This window comes from Kamptonema formosum PCC 6407, assembly GCF_000332155.1.
GTDB lineage: Bacteria > Cyanobacteriota > Cyanobacteriia > Cyanobacteriales > Microcoleaceae > Kamptonema > Kamptonema formosum.
Genome location: NZ_KB235904.1, coordinates 2152056 through 2164798, shown reverse-complemented (window position 1 = coordinate 2164798; position 12743 = coordinate 2152056). Strand labels below are relative to the sequence as shown.

Here is a 12743-nt window from a genome sequence, read left to right as displayed (position 1 = left end):
TTTTGAGCGATCGCTCTTGACAGCTATGTATTATCAATGTAGTATTAAAGTGACTGGATAGAGCGGATCTCAATTCCTACCGCGAAAACAAAGCACAATTTAGAGAAAAACCTATGCAACCCATTCGACAAGGCGACGTAATTTTAACGCCAGTACAGGAAACTGAGGGGCAAAAAAAACCTCACCTCACACTCGCTGAAGGCGAAGTAACGGGACATTCTCACCGCATTATTAACGGCAAGGCTGAGCTTTATGAAAAAGATGGAACTCTCTATTTGCGAGTGCTTTCGCCGACAGCTTTGTTGAGTCACGAAGAACACAATCCTATTTCAATTCCTAAAGGTAATTGGATGGTAAGAATTCAGCGGGAATATGAGCCGCAAGGTTGGAGGTATGTGGCGGATTAAAGCTAAAAAATTGATGCCTGAGTAAGAAGCTTTAATTGCAATTAGTCTGGAAAAGTGGAGTGCGATCGCACTTTTTAGATTTTATTGCGATCGCTATCAAACTGGAGCAACAATCAAAAATTATTAATTGCTAAGGTTGAGCTTTACTTCTTTAATTGTGAAGTCTTTAGGAAAATAAAGCCATGATCTTCGAGAGCGTCATTCAGAGTATCATTAAAAAACTTAAGCTTGAACAAGAATCACTCTTTTCAGTTCACAGTGAACAGTGGAAACTTAACAGTGAAAAGTGGAGAGCGATCGCGCTTTCCACCGATCGCATCGATCGCGATAAAGCAAGGGAAGTAGTAAGAGAAACTTATGCTTTAATAAAAAGACCAGAACCAAAAATACTATTTTCTGATAGCCCTTCACGAGTGATAGAAACATTTTATCAGAGCGGCTTAAACAGTCTGGGCTACAAGCTAGATAGAGAAATCGATATCGGTCTTATTCAACCGTTAACAAATTCACTTGTAAGAAGTTCCCATAGATATTTGTTGAGTAGCACTAGGAAACTTTGGAACCATCACAGCAGTCAATTTTCAAGGCAAATGTTGAGAGAGCCTGGTTTACAAACTGTGACATCAATTGACCCGGGAGAATGGCTTGATTATGTTCAAGTCTTTGATTTGTGCTATTCTAGCTTAAATTGTAGTTGTGATTTAAGGCTATGGAATATATTTCAAGGATTAGTTAAAAACTGTGCTTGGATTTATCCATTTGAAAACGCTTGTATTATCTGCGATCGCCCTACAAAACTCTCCTTTGACAGTGAATCTGAGCTCCATGCAGAAGGAGAACCCGCCGTTGAGTTGGCAGACGGATATCGCTTCTATTCCTATCATGGTGTAACATTACCTGAAAAATATGGGAAACTGCACCCTCAACAATGGCAAGCACAATGGCTTTTAGAAGAGTACAATGCTGAATTAAGACGAGTGCTGATTCAAAACATTGGTTACTCCAGAATTGCTCAGGAATTGCAAGCCAAACAATTAGATACTTGGCAAGAGTACGCTCTATTAAAAATAGATTGTGCCGATGTTGAGCCACTTTATCTATTAAAAATGACTTGCCCTAGCACTAGATTTATTCATGCTTTGCGCGTACCTCCTGATGTAAGATCGGCTAGGGAAGCAATTCGCTGGGTGAATTGGGGAACCGATCCAGAGGAATTTAGCGTGCAAACATGAAAACGATTACCGGGAGTAAAACTAAAGCAACAGTCTGGGTAGTAGAAAAGGGTAAAATCCTCCCTCGATTAGACCAATTAACTACTGAAGAACCCTTAGAGATCCGCTTAGTTTCACCAAAACAAACCGTAGCGGTGACAATGCGAACTCCCGGAAATGACTTTGAACTTGCCGCAGGTTTTTTGTACGGCGAAGGCATTGTTAGCAACCGCGAAGATATCCGCAGGATTAGCTATTGCCTAGACTCAAAAGTAGACGGAGAACAGCAATATAATATTGTTAATGTAGAACTCAGAGATGGCTTAATTCCTGATTTACAACCGCTAGAGCGACATTTCTATACAACTAGCGCCTGCGGAGTTTGTGGCAAAGCTAACTTAGAAGCATTACGCCTACGGGATTTTCCAGCAATACCAACCGGCCCAGAAATTTCAGCAGATTTAATTTACACTTTACCCGATAAACTAAAAGCAGCTCAGCGAGTCTTTTCAAGTACCGGAGGACTTCACGCGGCTGCTTTATTCGATATTAATGGACAATTGCTCTCGGTGCGCGAAGATATCGGTCGTCATAATGCTTTAGATAAATTAATTGGTACAGCTTTCTTGAATGGGGAATTACCATTTAGCGATCGCATTCTCTTAGTTAGCGGACGATCGAGTTTTGAAATATTACAAAAAAGTCTTGCTGCTGGCGTGCCTATAGTCTGTGCCGTTTCCGCACCTAGCAGTTTAGCAGTTTCCCTAGCTCAAGAGTTTGGCATCACTCTGATTGGATTTTTGCGCGGCGATCGCTTCAATTTGTATGCTGGAAAAGAGCGGATAAGTACGTCAATGTAACCTAAACAGGACTTACACAGGTCGTCCCAGAAACCGGGTTTTTGAGAGAATCAGGATTTATACTAACCCTTTATTAGCAATAATCCGTCATTGCGAGCGAAGCGAAGCAATCGCTTAGTCTCTGCGATTGCTTCGCTTCGCTCGCAATGACAATAAAGGGGGTAGTAAAGCCGGATTTGGTATTACGCACGCTCGGTCAAAAACCCGGTTTCTTTGGTTGGGTGCGTAAATCCTACTACAGCAAGTTTTTAATTTTTAATTCTTTAGATTATTATTTTTATTATTAAATTTTTAATTTTTAATTTTTAATTCTTTAGAGAGTGTGCCAGTTTATAGGGTGGAATACAGGTTTCCCAATATTGATGTCACAGATCATAATAGAAATAAGCCCACCACTGCGGGCGGGCTCAGCTCATGCCAGCTTATGTATCGCTAGGCAATCGGGTCTCAAAGGATGTAGACGTTAAACTTCAGAAAAAGATCCAGTTTGTAGGAAAAATTTCTCACACAAAAGTTTAGCTCTAGTTATCCCACTACAGAGGGGGCGATCGCGCATTGCGGTTGTCCTCTTACTGTATACCAGAATACTACTAATTTCTCCCTCGTCAAACGGTCAAAGCCAGCGACAAACTACAAGCTGATTAGCTAAATCGATCGCTTTAAGTACAGAAGAAACTTTTTAATTTGACCTTTTTAATTCGTTCCCTTAGTGGTAGTAGTACCTATCTACTTTCGTCCCCCGACGGTAATCGTATCTCACCACAACAGCATCCGGGTATAGGATGCGAAGGGTGTCACGATAATGCACATGACTCGGTTTAGGATAGGAGGAACTCGAAGAATACGAACAGTTAGTTCCTCGTCCACCATTGATAGTTGCTGACTCGCTGGAGGGAATCTCCGCGAATAGTGAATTCTTCTGAGTGAGATCCATGATTAACTCCTCGATCGTGATTTTGAAAAAAGTTGCTTTAACATTAGGCTGAGTTTGCTTGACCCAGCGAAATGTGATTATCTCTTCTAGCGCGATCGCGTGGATCTGGATAGCCAGGTTGCATGATATGTTAATATATGCAAATCAGCAACAAAGCTGGTTGTATAAGTCTTGATTCTTATTTCTTCTTATCAAACATTTTTGTCAAATAAAAAATTAATCTATGTCTCATCAAAACTCTACTGTCTTAAATGTTGAAGAAGCGCAAAAAATCATTCAAGATTTCACTTGCTTGAATATGAAATCTATTGATTCTGATTTACAAAAAGACGCACTCCGTCAGGCTATTTTGCTACTAGCAAATCAGTCAGATTACCAGATGCTAGGAGTTTGTGCTGATTCAACAGCAGATGGATTTTTAGCGCTAGAAACCTATTTAAAAGCTTTAGGCTATGAGGCAAAGCTTGACTCTAATGCCGTCGCGCCAGTTGAAGGGTCTGTTTATATCAAGTTTAATACTTTGAAGGGGTCGTATTATGTTAATGGCTACAATGGAACTTATCGCGGTGTATTAGTTTCCTGCCAATCTTCTGAAGCTGGAGGTATTAACGGTACTTACGGACATTTACCGCTCAATTTATTTGTTTAATTGGTTAGTTGTTAGTTGTTAGTTGTTAATTGGTTAGTTGTTAGTTGTTATGTAGACGATCGCAATTATAGCAGATTGCAGATAAAGAGAAGACACTAATACTTATTCAACAATCCTAGCGATCCCAAATCGGGCTTTACTACCCCCTTTATTGTCATTGCGAGCTTTATTGTCATTGCGAGCGAAGCGAAGCAATCGCAGAGACTAGGCGATTGCTTCGCTTCACTCGCAATGACGGATTATTGCTAATAAAGGGGCTGTTAACTCTTGGCAAGACAAGCTTTCTTCTAGCGTTCAACAACCAACAACCAACAACCAACAACCAACAACCAACAACTAACAACTAACAACTAACAACTAACAACCAAAAACTAACAACTAACAACTAACCACTAACCATTACTTAACTAATTCTGGCTGTTGTTCCACTATTGGTTCATCCTGTGGCAATCCAAGGACATTCTTGTACAGTTTGACATATTCCTTGGCAGAGAGATCCCAGCTAAAGTCATGCCTCATACCGCGCTGTTGCAGTTCTTTCCATTTATCTTTGTAGCGGAAGCCTTCCCAAGCGCGGATCATACAGGTGAACAAATCTAGGGGTTCGTAGCGATCGAAGCAGTAGCCCGTGCCCACATTGTTAATGGGGTCATGGTGAGAGACTGTATCCACTAAACCACCTGTGCGACGGACTATGGGGACGCAGCCGTAACGCATGGAGAGCATTTGGCTAATACCGCAGGGTTCAAAGCGGGAGGGCATTAGGAAAGCATCGCTACCTGCATAAACGCGCCGGGAAAGGGCTTCATTGTATAGCAGTTGGGTGGCCATGCGGCCGGGGTAGCGGGAGGCCATTTGCCAGAGTTGGGTTTCGTAGTAGCGATCGCCTGTTCCCAAAACGATGAATTGAGCATCGGTGTAGGCCATGAATCGATCGAGAATTTGAATCACTAGATCGATGCCCTTTTGTTCGACTAGGCGCGTCACCATGCCAATTAAGAAAGCATTTTTGTTAACTTCTAAGCCGACTTCTTCTTGGATGGCAATTTTGTTGGGGGGGCGTTTGTCAATAGTTTCGGGAGTGAAGTTTTCAACGATATACCTGTCGGTTGCCGGGTTGTAAGATTCAGTATCAATACCGTTAAGAATGCCCGACAATTTACCGCTGATGAATGACATTAATCCTTCTAAAGTTTCACCGTATGCAGGGGTTTTGATCTGTTCGGCGTAGGTAGGAGAAACGGTTGTCACTCTGTCAGCAAATTGGACAGCGGCGGCCATTGTGTCGTGACCTTGCATATACCAGGGACACCATGTCATCGTTTCCAAACGCCAACGCCAAGGCCCTTGATATGCGAGGTTGTGAATAGTAAAAACGGTACTAATATCTGGGTCTTGGTGCATCCAGACCGGGATCATGCCTGCGTGCCAGTCATGACAGTGGATGATTTGGGGTTTCCAGTAGTTCCAGGCAAATTCTGCGGCTCCGTTAGCAAAGAAGGTAAACCGCCAGTCTTCGTCATCGCCAGAGTAGATGCGGCGGGGCATGAAGCAGGGATGGCCGAATAAGTATAAAGGAACATCAGTTCCAGGCAGCACGCTTTCGTAAACGCTGAAGTTTTGGAACATGGCTGCACCTGACCAGACAGGGGTTTTGGGGATGTCCATCTTGTCGGGCAGGAAGCCGTAGTAGGGCATGAAGATGCGGACATCGTGACCCATTCGGCGCAGGAATTTCGGCAGTGCTCCGACGACATCGCCCATACCGCCGACTTTGGCGAGGGGTGCTGCTTCTGCGGAGACAAATAGAATTCGCATTATTGCGTTTCCCTGAGATAGTGAGTTTAGATCCAGTCTAAAGGGGTAGTGTCACCATTTTTTAATCAATATTAAGCCAAGATTGGGAGAATGAAACAACCCTGGGGGCAGGGGGTGGTGGTTGGGGGTTGGGGGGTTAGGTCAAAGAATTTAGAATCGAGCAATTTTACAGCCCTGTATATAAGAATCTGGCTGCAAATTATATAACTACGATCGCGATCGCTCTCGTTTTGTTGCGATCGTAGTTGGAAAACACGCCCTAGTTCCTAGTTCCTAACCCCTAAGTATCTAATTGTCAACTTTATCCGACTCAAGCAAGGCTTTTCTAGCTTGCTCAGAACGCTCTTCGGCAGTAGCCATCATTTCATCTATTTTGTCTACTATTTGCCCGGGATAGCTTTCTAAGAATCTAGTGGAAAGGGAAATCCGACCTCGTTCTTCATTGAGGTTAATAATCATTGCTTTGATTATTTGACCTACTGAAAATACCTTTTCCAGATTATTGATATACTTTTGGCTGACTTCCTTGATGTGGAGCAAACCTGTGATACCATCGAAGTCAACAAATACTCCGAACTGCTTGATACTGCTGATTTTGCCCTCGATAATTTGACCGATTTCTAATTGGCTAAAGCTGGCAGATTTGGTGGCTGCACGCTGAGAAAGCACGAGTTTTTCGCGTTCGCGGTCTACTTCTAAAAAGCTGACGCTCATGGATTGACCCACAAGGGACTGTAAATTGTCTCGCTCCACTACGTGCGATCGCGGAATAAATCCCCGCATCCCCATGACATCTACGGTTACGCCGCCCTTATTATGGCCGGTGACGCGCACTTGAATTACGGCTCCCGTGTTGAACATTTCTGTTACCTGATCCCAGGTTTTTTTGATCTCTAATTGGCGGAGGGAAAGGGTTACTTGACCGTCTTCATTTTGGTCGCGGATAATTAGAAATTCCCGTTCTTCTTGCAAAGGCAGAAGTTTAGACAGGTCTGCTACCGCTCTCAAGGCGACCTCTTCGAGAGGGAGAAAAGCTGGGGACTTAGCGCCGATGTCTATGTACGCGCCGTTGGATTCGATCTCTTCCACTCTACCGCGCACTACTTGGCCCTTCTGAAATTCGTAATTATGCTGTTCGAGGGCTTTGGCAAAATCGTCCATCGAAAAGGATGCTTTTGCGCCTTGAGAACCTGTCGATTTGGGATTCATGTCAATTGAATGAAAGAAAATTGAAATTAAACTACGAGCCTAACTACTGCCGCGTCGATTCGCCTGGAATTGGCGATCGCTACGGAGTTAAATATTAGAACTTACGCAAAAGTAACGTACTTGATGTCATTGCGCTGGCGCAACCTGGGCGTAGCGCTTACCAAGCTTAGCGTATGTTGCGAGCTCGGAAGCATGGCGAGGTTACGAAGCAACCTTAAGCAAGTCGGCAACTAAGCGCAACCCAGTTGCAAGGATACTTAGTAAACCCAAGCCCTGATTTTTGGCGATCGCGCTACGTAAGCTCTAAAATAGTTGGCTACCCCAATATAGCCAATCTGGGGGTATATGGAGACTGGGTATTGAGAATTACTAATTACTAATTGTTCGTGGTTGATGGTTGATTGTCATTAGTCCATGCCTTTTTGCTTTAGAGTTGCTCGCTAAAGAGCTGTTTTACCTGTATCCAAGCATCGGCGGCCGCTGTGGCGTTGTAACTACCGCGATGGTCGCAGAAAAAGCCGTGTTCGGCGTTATAGCGGAAAATCTGATGGGAAATGTTGTATTTTTGTAATTCTGTTTCGATCTGGTCAACTTGCTCTTGGGGAATGCTGGCATCCTGAGTGCCAAAAAAGCCGTAGAGAGTGCCTTTAATGTCTGCTGTACGCGCGATCGTGGGATCGCCGCCGCCGGGGGTCATGGTGGCAATTCCAGCCCCGTAGAACGAAGCTGTGGCTTTAATATCGGGTAAGGTGGCGGCAAGGTAGGCGACGTGACCGCCAAAACAGAAGCCGATGCAGCCAAAGCCTGTACTCTTGACAAAGGATAAATTTTTGAGGTAGCTAATTGTGGCTTGAATGTCGCTGAGGAGTTCTGAGGCTGTGGTTTGTTCTTTGTACTGCCTGCCGATTTTGATGTCTTCTGGAGTGTAGCCGGTTTCAAAGCCGGGGGCTTGGCGCTGGTAGATGGCTGGTGCGATCGCTACATACCCTTCTTTAGCAATTCTTTCTGTGACTTCGCGGATGTGGGCGTTAACTCCGAAGATTTCTTGAATGACAATAACTGCTGGAAATTGCCCCTTGGCTGTAGGTTGGGCTAGATAAGCGGCTATTTGTAAATCTCCGTTAGTTACTGTGACCTTAGCTGTGTGAATTGTTAATTCAGTCATCGCGATTGTAATTTTGTAAATGTCAACTGATTTTAGATTAAGGCAACTGCGGATGCGATCGACAGTTTCTTTGCAGCCTTGCTCCTGGTTGAATCCTTTAAAAATTATTAGGCGAGCGCAGATGCTAACAAAATCCAAGCTGGTAATCTATATAATTGATGTTCCTGAAGTTAGCGCCGAAAGCATTAGCAACAGGTCTAATTCTACCAACGTGAAGATAGCTCCCAATATCTAGCTCATCAATTCGCTAAGCTTAAAGCTCTAGTTAGAGAAACCGGTACATTTGCTATGGTCTCTACTGCCAAACTCTGGCCCCGCTAAAAAGTGTGAACCTTGCTAGTGAAAGAGCCAAGAGTAGATTATGCTATAGCTTAAGATCGGAATCCTAATGATATAGACCACACAATTGCTTTTATAAATTCTTTATCTTAATCCCTGGAGTTTCTAGGATGGTTCAGTTTCAAATTCAAGCAGACAGCGAGATCCCGGCATCCAACCAACTATTTAACCAGATCAGGTTTGCGATCGCCTCCCGGCAATTTCCCCCCGGACACCGCTTGCCCAGCACTAGGCAACTAGCGATGCAAACAGGCTTGCACCGCAATACGATCAGTAAAGTTTATCGGCAATTAGAAGAAACGGGACTGGTAGAAGCCCAAGCAGGTTCAGGCATTTACGTCCGGGCTCAAGGTAATGAAGGCGGTAGTACGCGAAAATCGCCCATTCTCGAACAATATCCCGAAGCTGATAAGATCGTGCAGCACAGTCTCGACCAACTACTGGGACAGGGTTGCACTCTCAGTCAGGCGAGGGAACTATTTTTAGGAGAAATTGACTGGCGACTACGCTGTAGCGCTAGAGTCTTAGTGACCGCACCGACTCAAGATATCGGCATCGGTGAGTTAATGACTCAAGAACTAGAGCAAGCTCTTCGCATTCCCGTACAGTTAGTACCAATGGAACAGCTAGCTCAAGTCATCGATCAAGTGCCTTCGGGGACAGTGGTGACTAGCCGCTATTTCATCGGTGAAGCAGAAGCGATCGCAGCTCCTCGGTCTGTGCGCGTTATCCCCGTTGACATTTACGATTATGCTAAGGAAATCCAGCTCGTTAATAGCTTACCGAAAGATACTTACTTTGGTATTGTTAGCCTCAGTTCTGGTCTACTGCGGGCAGTAGAAGTAATTATTCACAGCCTGCGAGGACAAGACTTGTTGGTAATGACAGCTCAATTGTCCGATCCTTACAAAATTAATGCGATCGTTCGCAGCGCTCGTACAATTGCTTGCGACCAAGCAAGTATTGCTACTGTGAAAGCTGCTGTCAATGCTGCCAGAGAAGATATTATCCGTCCCCCGCAATTGATCTGCTGCGAAAATTATATAGGTTCTCAGTCGATTAACTTACTCAAACGCGAGTTAGGTTTAGGGTAAAGAAGGCAGGGGAGCAGGGGAGCGGGGGAGATGGGGAGATGGGGAGGATGGGGAGATGGGGGAGATGGGGAGGATGGGGAGGATGGGGGAGATGGGGAGGATAGGTGATTAGCGATTAGCGATTAGCAATTAGCAATTAGCGATTACCAATTACCAATTACCAATTACCAATTACCAATTACCAATTACCAATTACCAATTACCAATTACCAATTACCAATTACCAATTACCTATGACAGTAGAAATGCAGCCTTCAATCAATGTAAAAATAGCTATTGAAGATCGGCGGGCCGCCCGTTCCTTCAGACCTGATACAATTACGCCCGCGATTTTAGAAGAAATCTTTCGATTGGGACTGCGATCGCCTTCCGGTTACAACTTGCAACCTTGGCGCTTCATCGTTTTGCGAGAGCAAGAGAGCAAAGAAAAGCTAAAGGCTTGCGCTTTTAATCAGCGTCAGATTGGAGAAGCACCAGTAGTTTTAATTTGCTGTGGCGATCGCAGTGTAAATCAACCAGAATACATCGAATCCGTCATTCAATTGGGCAAAGATGTGGGTGCTATGCCTGATGTTTTGGCAGATGTGATGCGACAAGCAATTCCTAATATGTTTGACTCACCCGCAAGCTTTAAGTCAGCAGAAACTTGGACTAACCGCCATACAATGTTAGCAGTTGCCCACTTGATGATTGCAGCTAAGAGCCTTGGAGTTGATAGTTGCCCGATGGAAGGTTTTGTGGCAGCTCAGGTAAAAGAAGCATTTCAAATTCCCGATGAGATAGATGTTTGTTGTCTCCTACCTCTGGGTTATGCCGCTGAACCTTTCAAAAAATACGGCGGGCGTTTTCCTACAGAACAGGTTTGTTTCGGAGAAAGCTATAAACAACCCTTTAAAATTTAGAGTTTAGGTTTTAGATGAAAGTTTGGGGACAGAATTTAAACATATTCGAGCCTAGCATAGAATCTAAATAATCCAAAATCTAGAAGCCAAAATCTCAATTGTGGTGGCCATCAAAGAGGAGCAAATTCATGAAAACAGCAACAGCAACCCGGCGGAATAATTTACAAATTCTAGAGGAAGATTTGCAGCGGCAATTGCAAGAAGTAGGGTTTCAAAATTTACCCCTGCAAATCAGTTGTAGTTTTGTGGAAGAAACTTTGATGGTGGTAGGGGAACACCCGCCTAGTTTAACTCTCAAGGCTTCACCAACTTTGGCAGCGATACAGTCAGCCGTTGTTACGCTCCAACCAAAAGCTATTCAACAAGTAGGAATTTGCCTAAAATTGCTGGGGCAAAAACACCCTTATGCTTTCCATTCTTTTAGCATGGAGCCGTCGTTTTTGTCAAAAGCTGCGGTTTCAAAATCAAGAGTGCCAACTAACAGTGCAATTGTTCCAGTTTCTCTGCGACGGGAGGACGAAACTACCGGGTTAGAAGGAAAAGAATATACAGCAACAGAAGATTTAGACAGCAGTCAAGAAGAATTTTCTGATATTTCTGCCAGCTCTAACTATCCTGAATCTATCATAATTCAGGCTGCGGAAATTTCAGAAAGCGATGGCAATCCCTTCGATGCTAACGATCTAGAACCCGTTACAAAAAAGAGCTTCCGTTTCTCACTGGTGGCGTTGATATGGGTGATAGGTGCGGGTACAGTGACAGCACTTTTGCTAAGTTTTGCTTATGCGTTAACTCGCCCTTGCGTAATTGGCAAGTGTACGGCATTTGCTGATGCTCAAAAGCTAAATCAGCAGTCGGTAAACACGCTGAAAGCTAAAAAGACGATTAATAGCGTGGAAGAAGCACAGGGGAAATTAAATCATGCGATCGCGAATCTAGAAGCTATTCCATTTTGGTCGCCCCGTTACAGCGAAGCGCAAAAGCAACTGCAAAATTATCGCGGACAAAAAAATAATTTAGACTCTGTAATCGCGGCTGTAGAGCGGGGAAAATCTGCATCTTTAAAATCTCAAAATCCGCCTCATTCTGCGGAGAATTGGATAGAAATCAAATCTCTCTGGGAAGAGGCGATTATCCCCCTCGCAAAAATCCCCAAGGATAGTCCTGTTTATCCTTTTTCTCAGAACAAATTGAAGGAATATAAAGGGAATTTAGCCGCAGCAAATAAGCGGTTACTAACAGAGGAACAAGGAGGTATAAAGCTTAATTCCGCCCAGAATACGGCTCGAATCACTGAAGCTCGTGAAGGGGTGGCTCAGTTACCTGAAAGCTGGCAAAAAGTTGAGAGTGGTTGGCAAACATCGGTGACTATGCTGGGTTCAATACCCAAGGATACGACAGCTTACGAGCAGGCTAAGGTACTGTTATCAAAGTATGAGACAAAGTTAGCAAAGGCACGCGATCGCAAAACCATAGAAGAAATTGCCGAAGATTCTTACACTCAGGCTGTCACCGCCGCCGCCCAAGCTCGAATTTTCGAGCAGCGAAAAGGGTGGTTTCAAGCCTCAGAGTACTGGCAGAATGCTTTAACTTACGCTCAAGAAGTACCAACAACAACTTCTTACTACGTGAAAGCACGCCCCCTCATTACTTCCTATAAAGCTTCTTTGCAGGAAGTTAAGGCTAAATTGCAAGTAGAAAGGGTGTTGTTAAAAGCTCGCAATGATTTAGATAAAGTGTGTAACGGTTCGCCAAAAGTTTGCGACTTTACTATTAGCGATAAATTGATTGCTGTACAAATGACACCTGGTTATGTACAGAAACTTCAGCAAACTTTTCTCAAGGCAGGAGATAAGGATGTAAAAACTCGCCAAGGTGTAGAAAAGCATCTGAAAACTCTACAAGTAGCGTTGGAAGCTATTAGCGATAATGCAGGAGTGCCGATGAAATTATATGACGCTGAGGGTAAGGGTATTGGAACCCACATTCCGCAGATGTGGCTGGGATTTTTTTATTAGTTGTGAAAGCTGGGAGCCAATATGCTTTTGGATTGAACTTATGGGGTTTTAGCGTTACAGGAGCCTGTAAAATTTACCTAGATTAAGTAAGTTGAAAGAATTGACTTTTTCTAATATATTCATGTCGCTATATTTAT

Annotated in this window: 11 protein-coding genes; 7 read left to right on the top strand and 4 right to left on the bottom strand. The window is 43.9% G+C overall.

The window, feature by feature from the left end; genetic code table 11:
* Window positions 1–113 precede the first annotated feature (113 nt).
* From OSCIL6407_RS0126485 to fdhD, 3 genes are all read left to right on the top strand, one after another.
* The gene (locus OSCIL6407_RS0126485; RefSeq protein WP_007356623.1) at window positions 114–407 is read left to right on the top strand and encodes a hypothetical protein; all 294 of its coding nucleotides are present in this window, start codon (window positions 114–116) and stop codon (window positions 405–407) included.
* Between the two features lie 182 nt (window positions 408–589).
* Window positions 590–1639 carry a DUF6745 domain-containing protein gene (locus tag OSCIL6407_RS0126480; protein WP_007356622.1) on the top strand — a complete coding sequence of 350 codons (1050 nt, stop codon included), beginning with the start codon at window positions 590–592 and terminating at the stop codon, window positions 1637–1639.
* Window positions 1636–2478, top strand: coding sequence for a formate dehydrogenase accessory sulfurtransferase FdhD (gene fdhD, locus OSCIL6407_RS0126475; protein ID WP_007356621.1), 843 nt, complete (start codon window positions 1636–1638; stop codon window positions 2476–2478). The genes OSCIL6407_RS0126480 and fdhD overlap by 4 nt, the downstream gene beginning before the upstream one ends.
* A 706-nt stretch (window positions 2479–3184) precedes the next feature.
* On the opposite strand, the gene OSCIL6407_RS34930 is transcribed toward fdhD, so the two are convergent.
* Window positions 3185–3412 carry a hypothetical protein gene (locus tag OSCIL6407_RS34930; RefSeq protein WP_148288935.1) on the bottom strand — a complete coding sequence of 76 codons (228 nt, stop codon included), beginning with the start codon at window positions 3410–3412 and terminating at the stop codon, window positions 3185–3187.
* Between the two features lie 223 nt (window positions 3413–3635).
* Between OSCIL6407_RS34930 and OSCIL6407_RS0126470 the strand changes: the two genes are divergently transcribed.
* The gene (locus OSCIL6407_RS0126470; protein ID WP_007356619.1) at window positions 3636–4061 is read left to right on the top strand and encodes a DUF1824 family protein; all 426 of its coding nucleotides are present in this window, start codon (window positions 3636–3638) and stop codon (window positions 4059–4061) included.
* Window positions 4062–4460: 399 nt separating this feature from the next.
* On the opposite strand, the gene glgA is transcribed toward OSCIL6407_RS0126470, so the two are convergent.
* The 3 genes from glgA to OSCIL6407_RS0126455 all read right to left on the bottom strand — a co-directional run bounded on the left by glgA (window position 4461) and on the right by OSCIL6407_RS0126455 (window position 8253).
* Entirely contained in the window at window positions 4461–5879 is a 1419-nt protein-coding gene (gene glgA, locus OSCIL6407_RS0126465) for a glycogen synthase GlgA (RefSeq protein WP_007356618.1), read from the bottom strand.
* A gap of 288 nt (window positions 5880–6167) precedes the next feature.
* A complete protein-coding gene (locus tag OSCIL6407_RS0126460) occupies window positions 6168–7088 on the bottom strand; it encodes a S1 RNA-binding domain-containing protein (protein WP_007356617.1) in 921 nt (306 codons plus the stop codon).
* Window positions 7089–7515: 427 nt separating this feature from the next.
* On the bottom strand, window positions 7516–8253 hold the full coding sequence (locus OSCIL6407_RS0126455; RefSeq protein WP_026103873.1) for a dienelactone hydrolase family protein: 738 nt from the start codon (window positions 8251–8253) through the stop codon (window positions 7516–7518).
* A 449-nt stretch (window positions 8254–8702) separates the two neighbouring features.
* Between OSCIL6407_RS0126455 and OSCIL6407_RS0126450 the strand changes: the two genes are divergently transcribed.
* The 3 genes from OSCIL6407_RS0126450 (at window position 8703) to OSCIL6407_RS31280 (ending at window position 12606) form a co-directional block, all read left to right on the top strand.
* Window positions 8703–9686: a GntR family transcriptional regulator gene (locus OSCIL6407_RS0126450; protein ID WP_007356615.1), complete on the top strand. Its 984-nt coding sequence runs from the start codon at window positions 8703–8705 to the stop codon at window positions 9684–9686.
* Window positions 9687–9919: 233 nt separating this feature from the next.
* Complete coding sequence (locus OSCIL6407_RS0126445; protein WP_007354680.1) at window positions 9920–10588, top strand: nitroreductase family protein; 669 nt, start codon at window positions 9920–9922, stop codon at window positions 10586–10588.
* A 128-nt stretch (window positions 10589–10716) separates the two neighbouring features.
* Window positions 10717–12606, top strand: a complete 1890-nt coding sequence (locus tag OSCIL6407_RS31280; protein ID WP_019487875.1) for a hypothetical protein — start codon at window positions 10717–10719, stop codon at window positions 12604–12606.
* Window positions 12607–12743: the final 137 nt, after the last annotated feature.

Bases quoted from the DNA above. Each gene is read 5' to 3' on its own strand.
- OSCIL6407_RS0126485 (WP_007356623.1), top strand. From the start codon at position 114: ATGCAACCCATTCGACAAGGCGACGTAATTTTAACGCCAGTACAGGAA.
- OSCIL6407_RS0126480 (WP_007356622.1), top strand. From the start codon at position 590: ATGATCTTCGAGAGCGTCATTCAGAGTATCATTAAAAAACTTAAGCTT.
- fdhD (WP_007356621.1), top strand. From the start codon at position 1,636: ATGAAAACGATTACCGGGAGTAAAACTAAAGCAACAGTCTGGGTAGTA.
- OSCIL6407_RS34930 (WP_148288935.1), bottom strand. From the start codon at position 3,412: ATGGATCTCACTCAGAAGAATTCACTATTCGCGGAGATTCCCTCCAGC.
- OSCIL6407_RS0126470 (WP_007356619.1), top strand. From the start codon at position 3,636: ATGTCTCATCAAAACTCTACTGTCTTAAATGTTGAAGAAGCGCAAAAA.
- glgA (WP_007356618.1), bottom strand. From the start codon at position 5,879: ATGCGAATTCTATTTGTCTCCGCAGAAGCAGCACCCCTCGCCAAAGTC.
- OSCIL6407_RS0126460 (WP_007356617.1), bottom strand. From the start codon at position 7,088: ATGAATCCCAAATCGACAGGTTCTCAAGGCGCAAAAGCATCCTTTTCG.
- OSCIL6407_RS0126455 (WP_026103873.1), bottom strand. From the start codon at position 8,253: ATGACTGAATTAACAATTCACACAGCTAAGGTCACAGTAACTAACGGA.
- OSCIL6407_RS0126450 (WP_007356615.1), top strand. From the start codon at position 8,703: ATGGTTCAGTTTCAAATTCAAGCAGACAGCGAGATCCCGGCATCCAAC.
- OSCIL6407_RS0126445 (WP_007354680.1), top strand. From the start codon at position 9,920: ATGACAGTAGAAATGCAGCCTTCAATCAATGTAAAAATAGCTATTGAA.
- OSCIL6407_RS31280 (WP_019487875.1), top strand. From the start codon at position 10,717: ATGAAAACAGCAACAGCAACCCGGCGGAATAATTTACAAATTCTAGAG.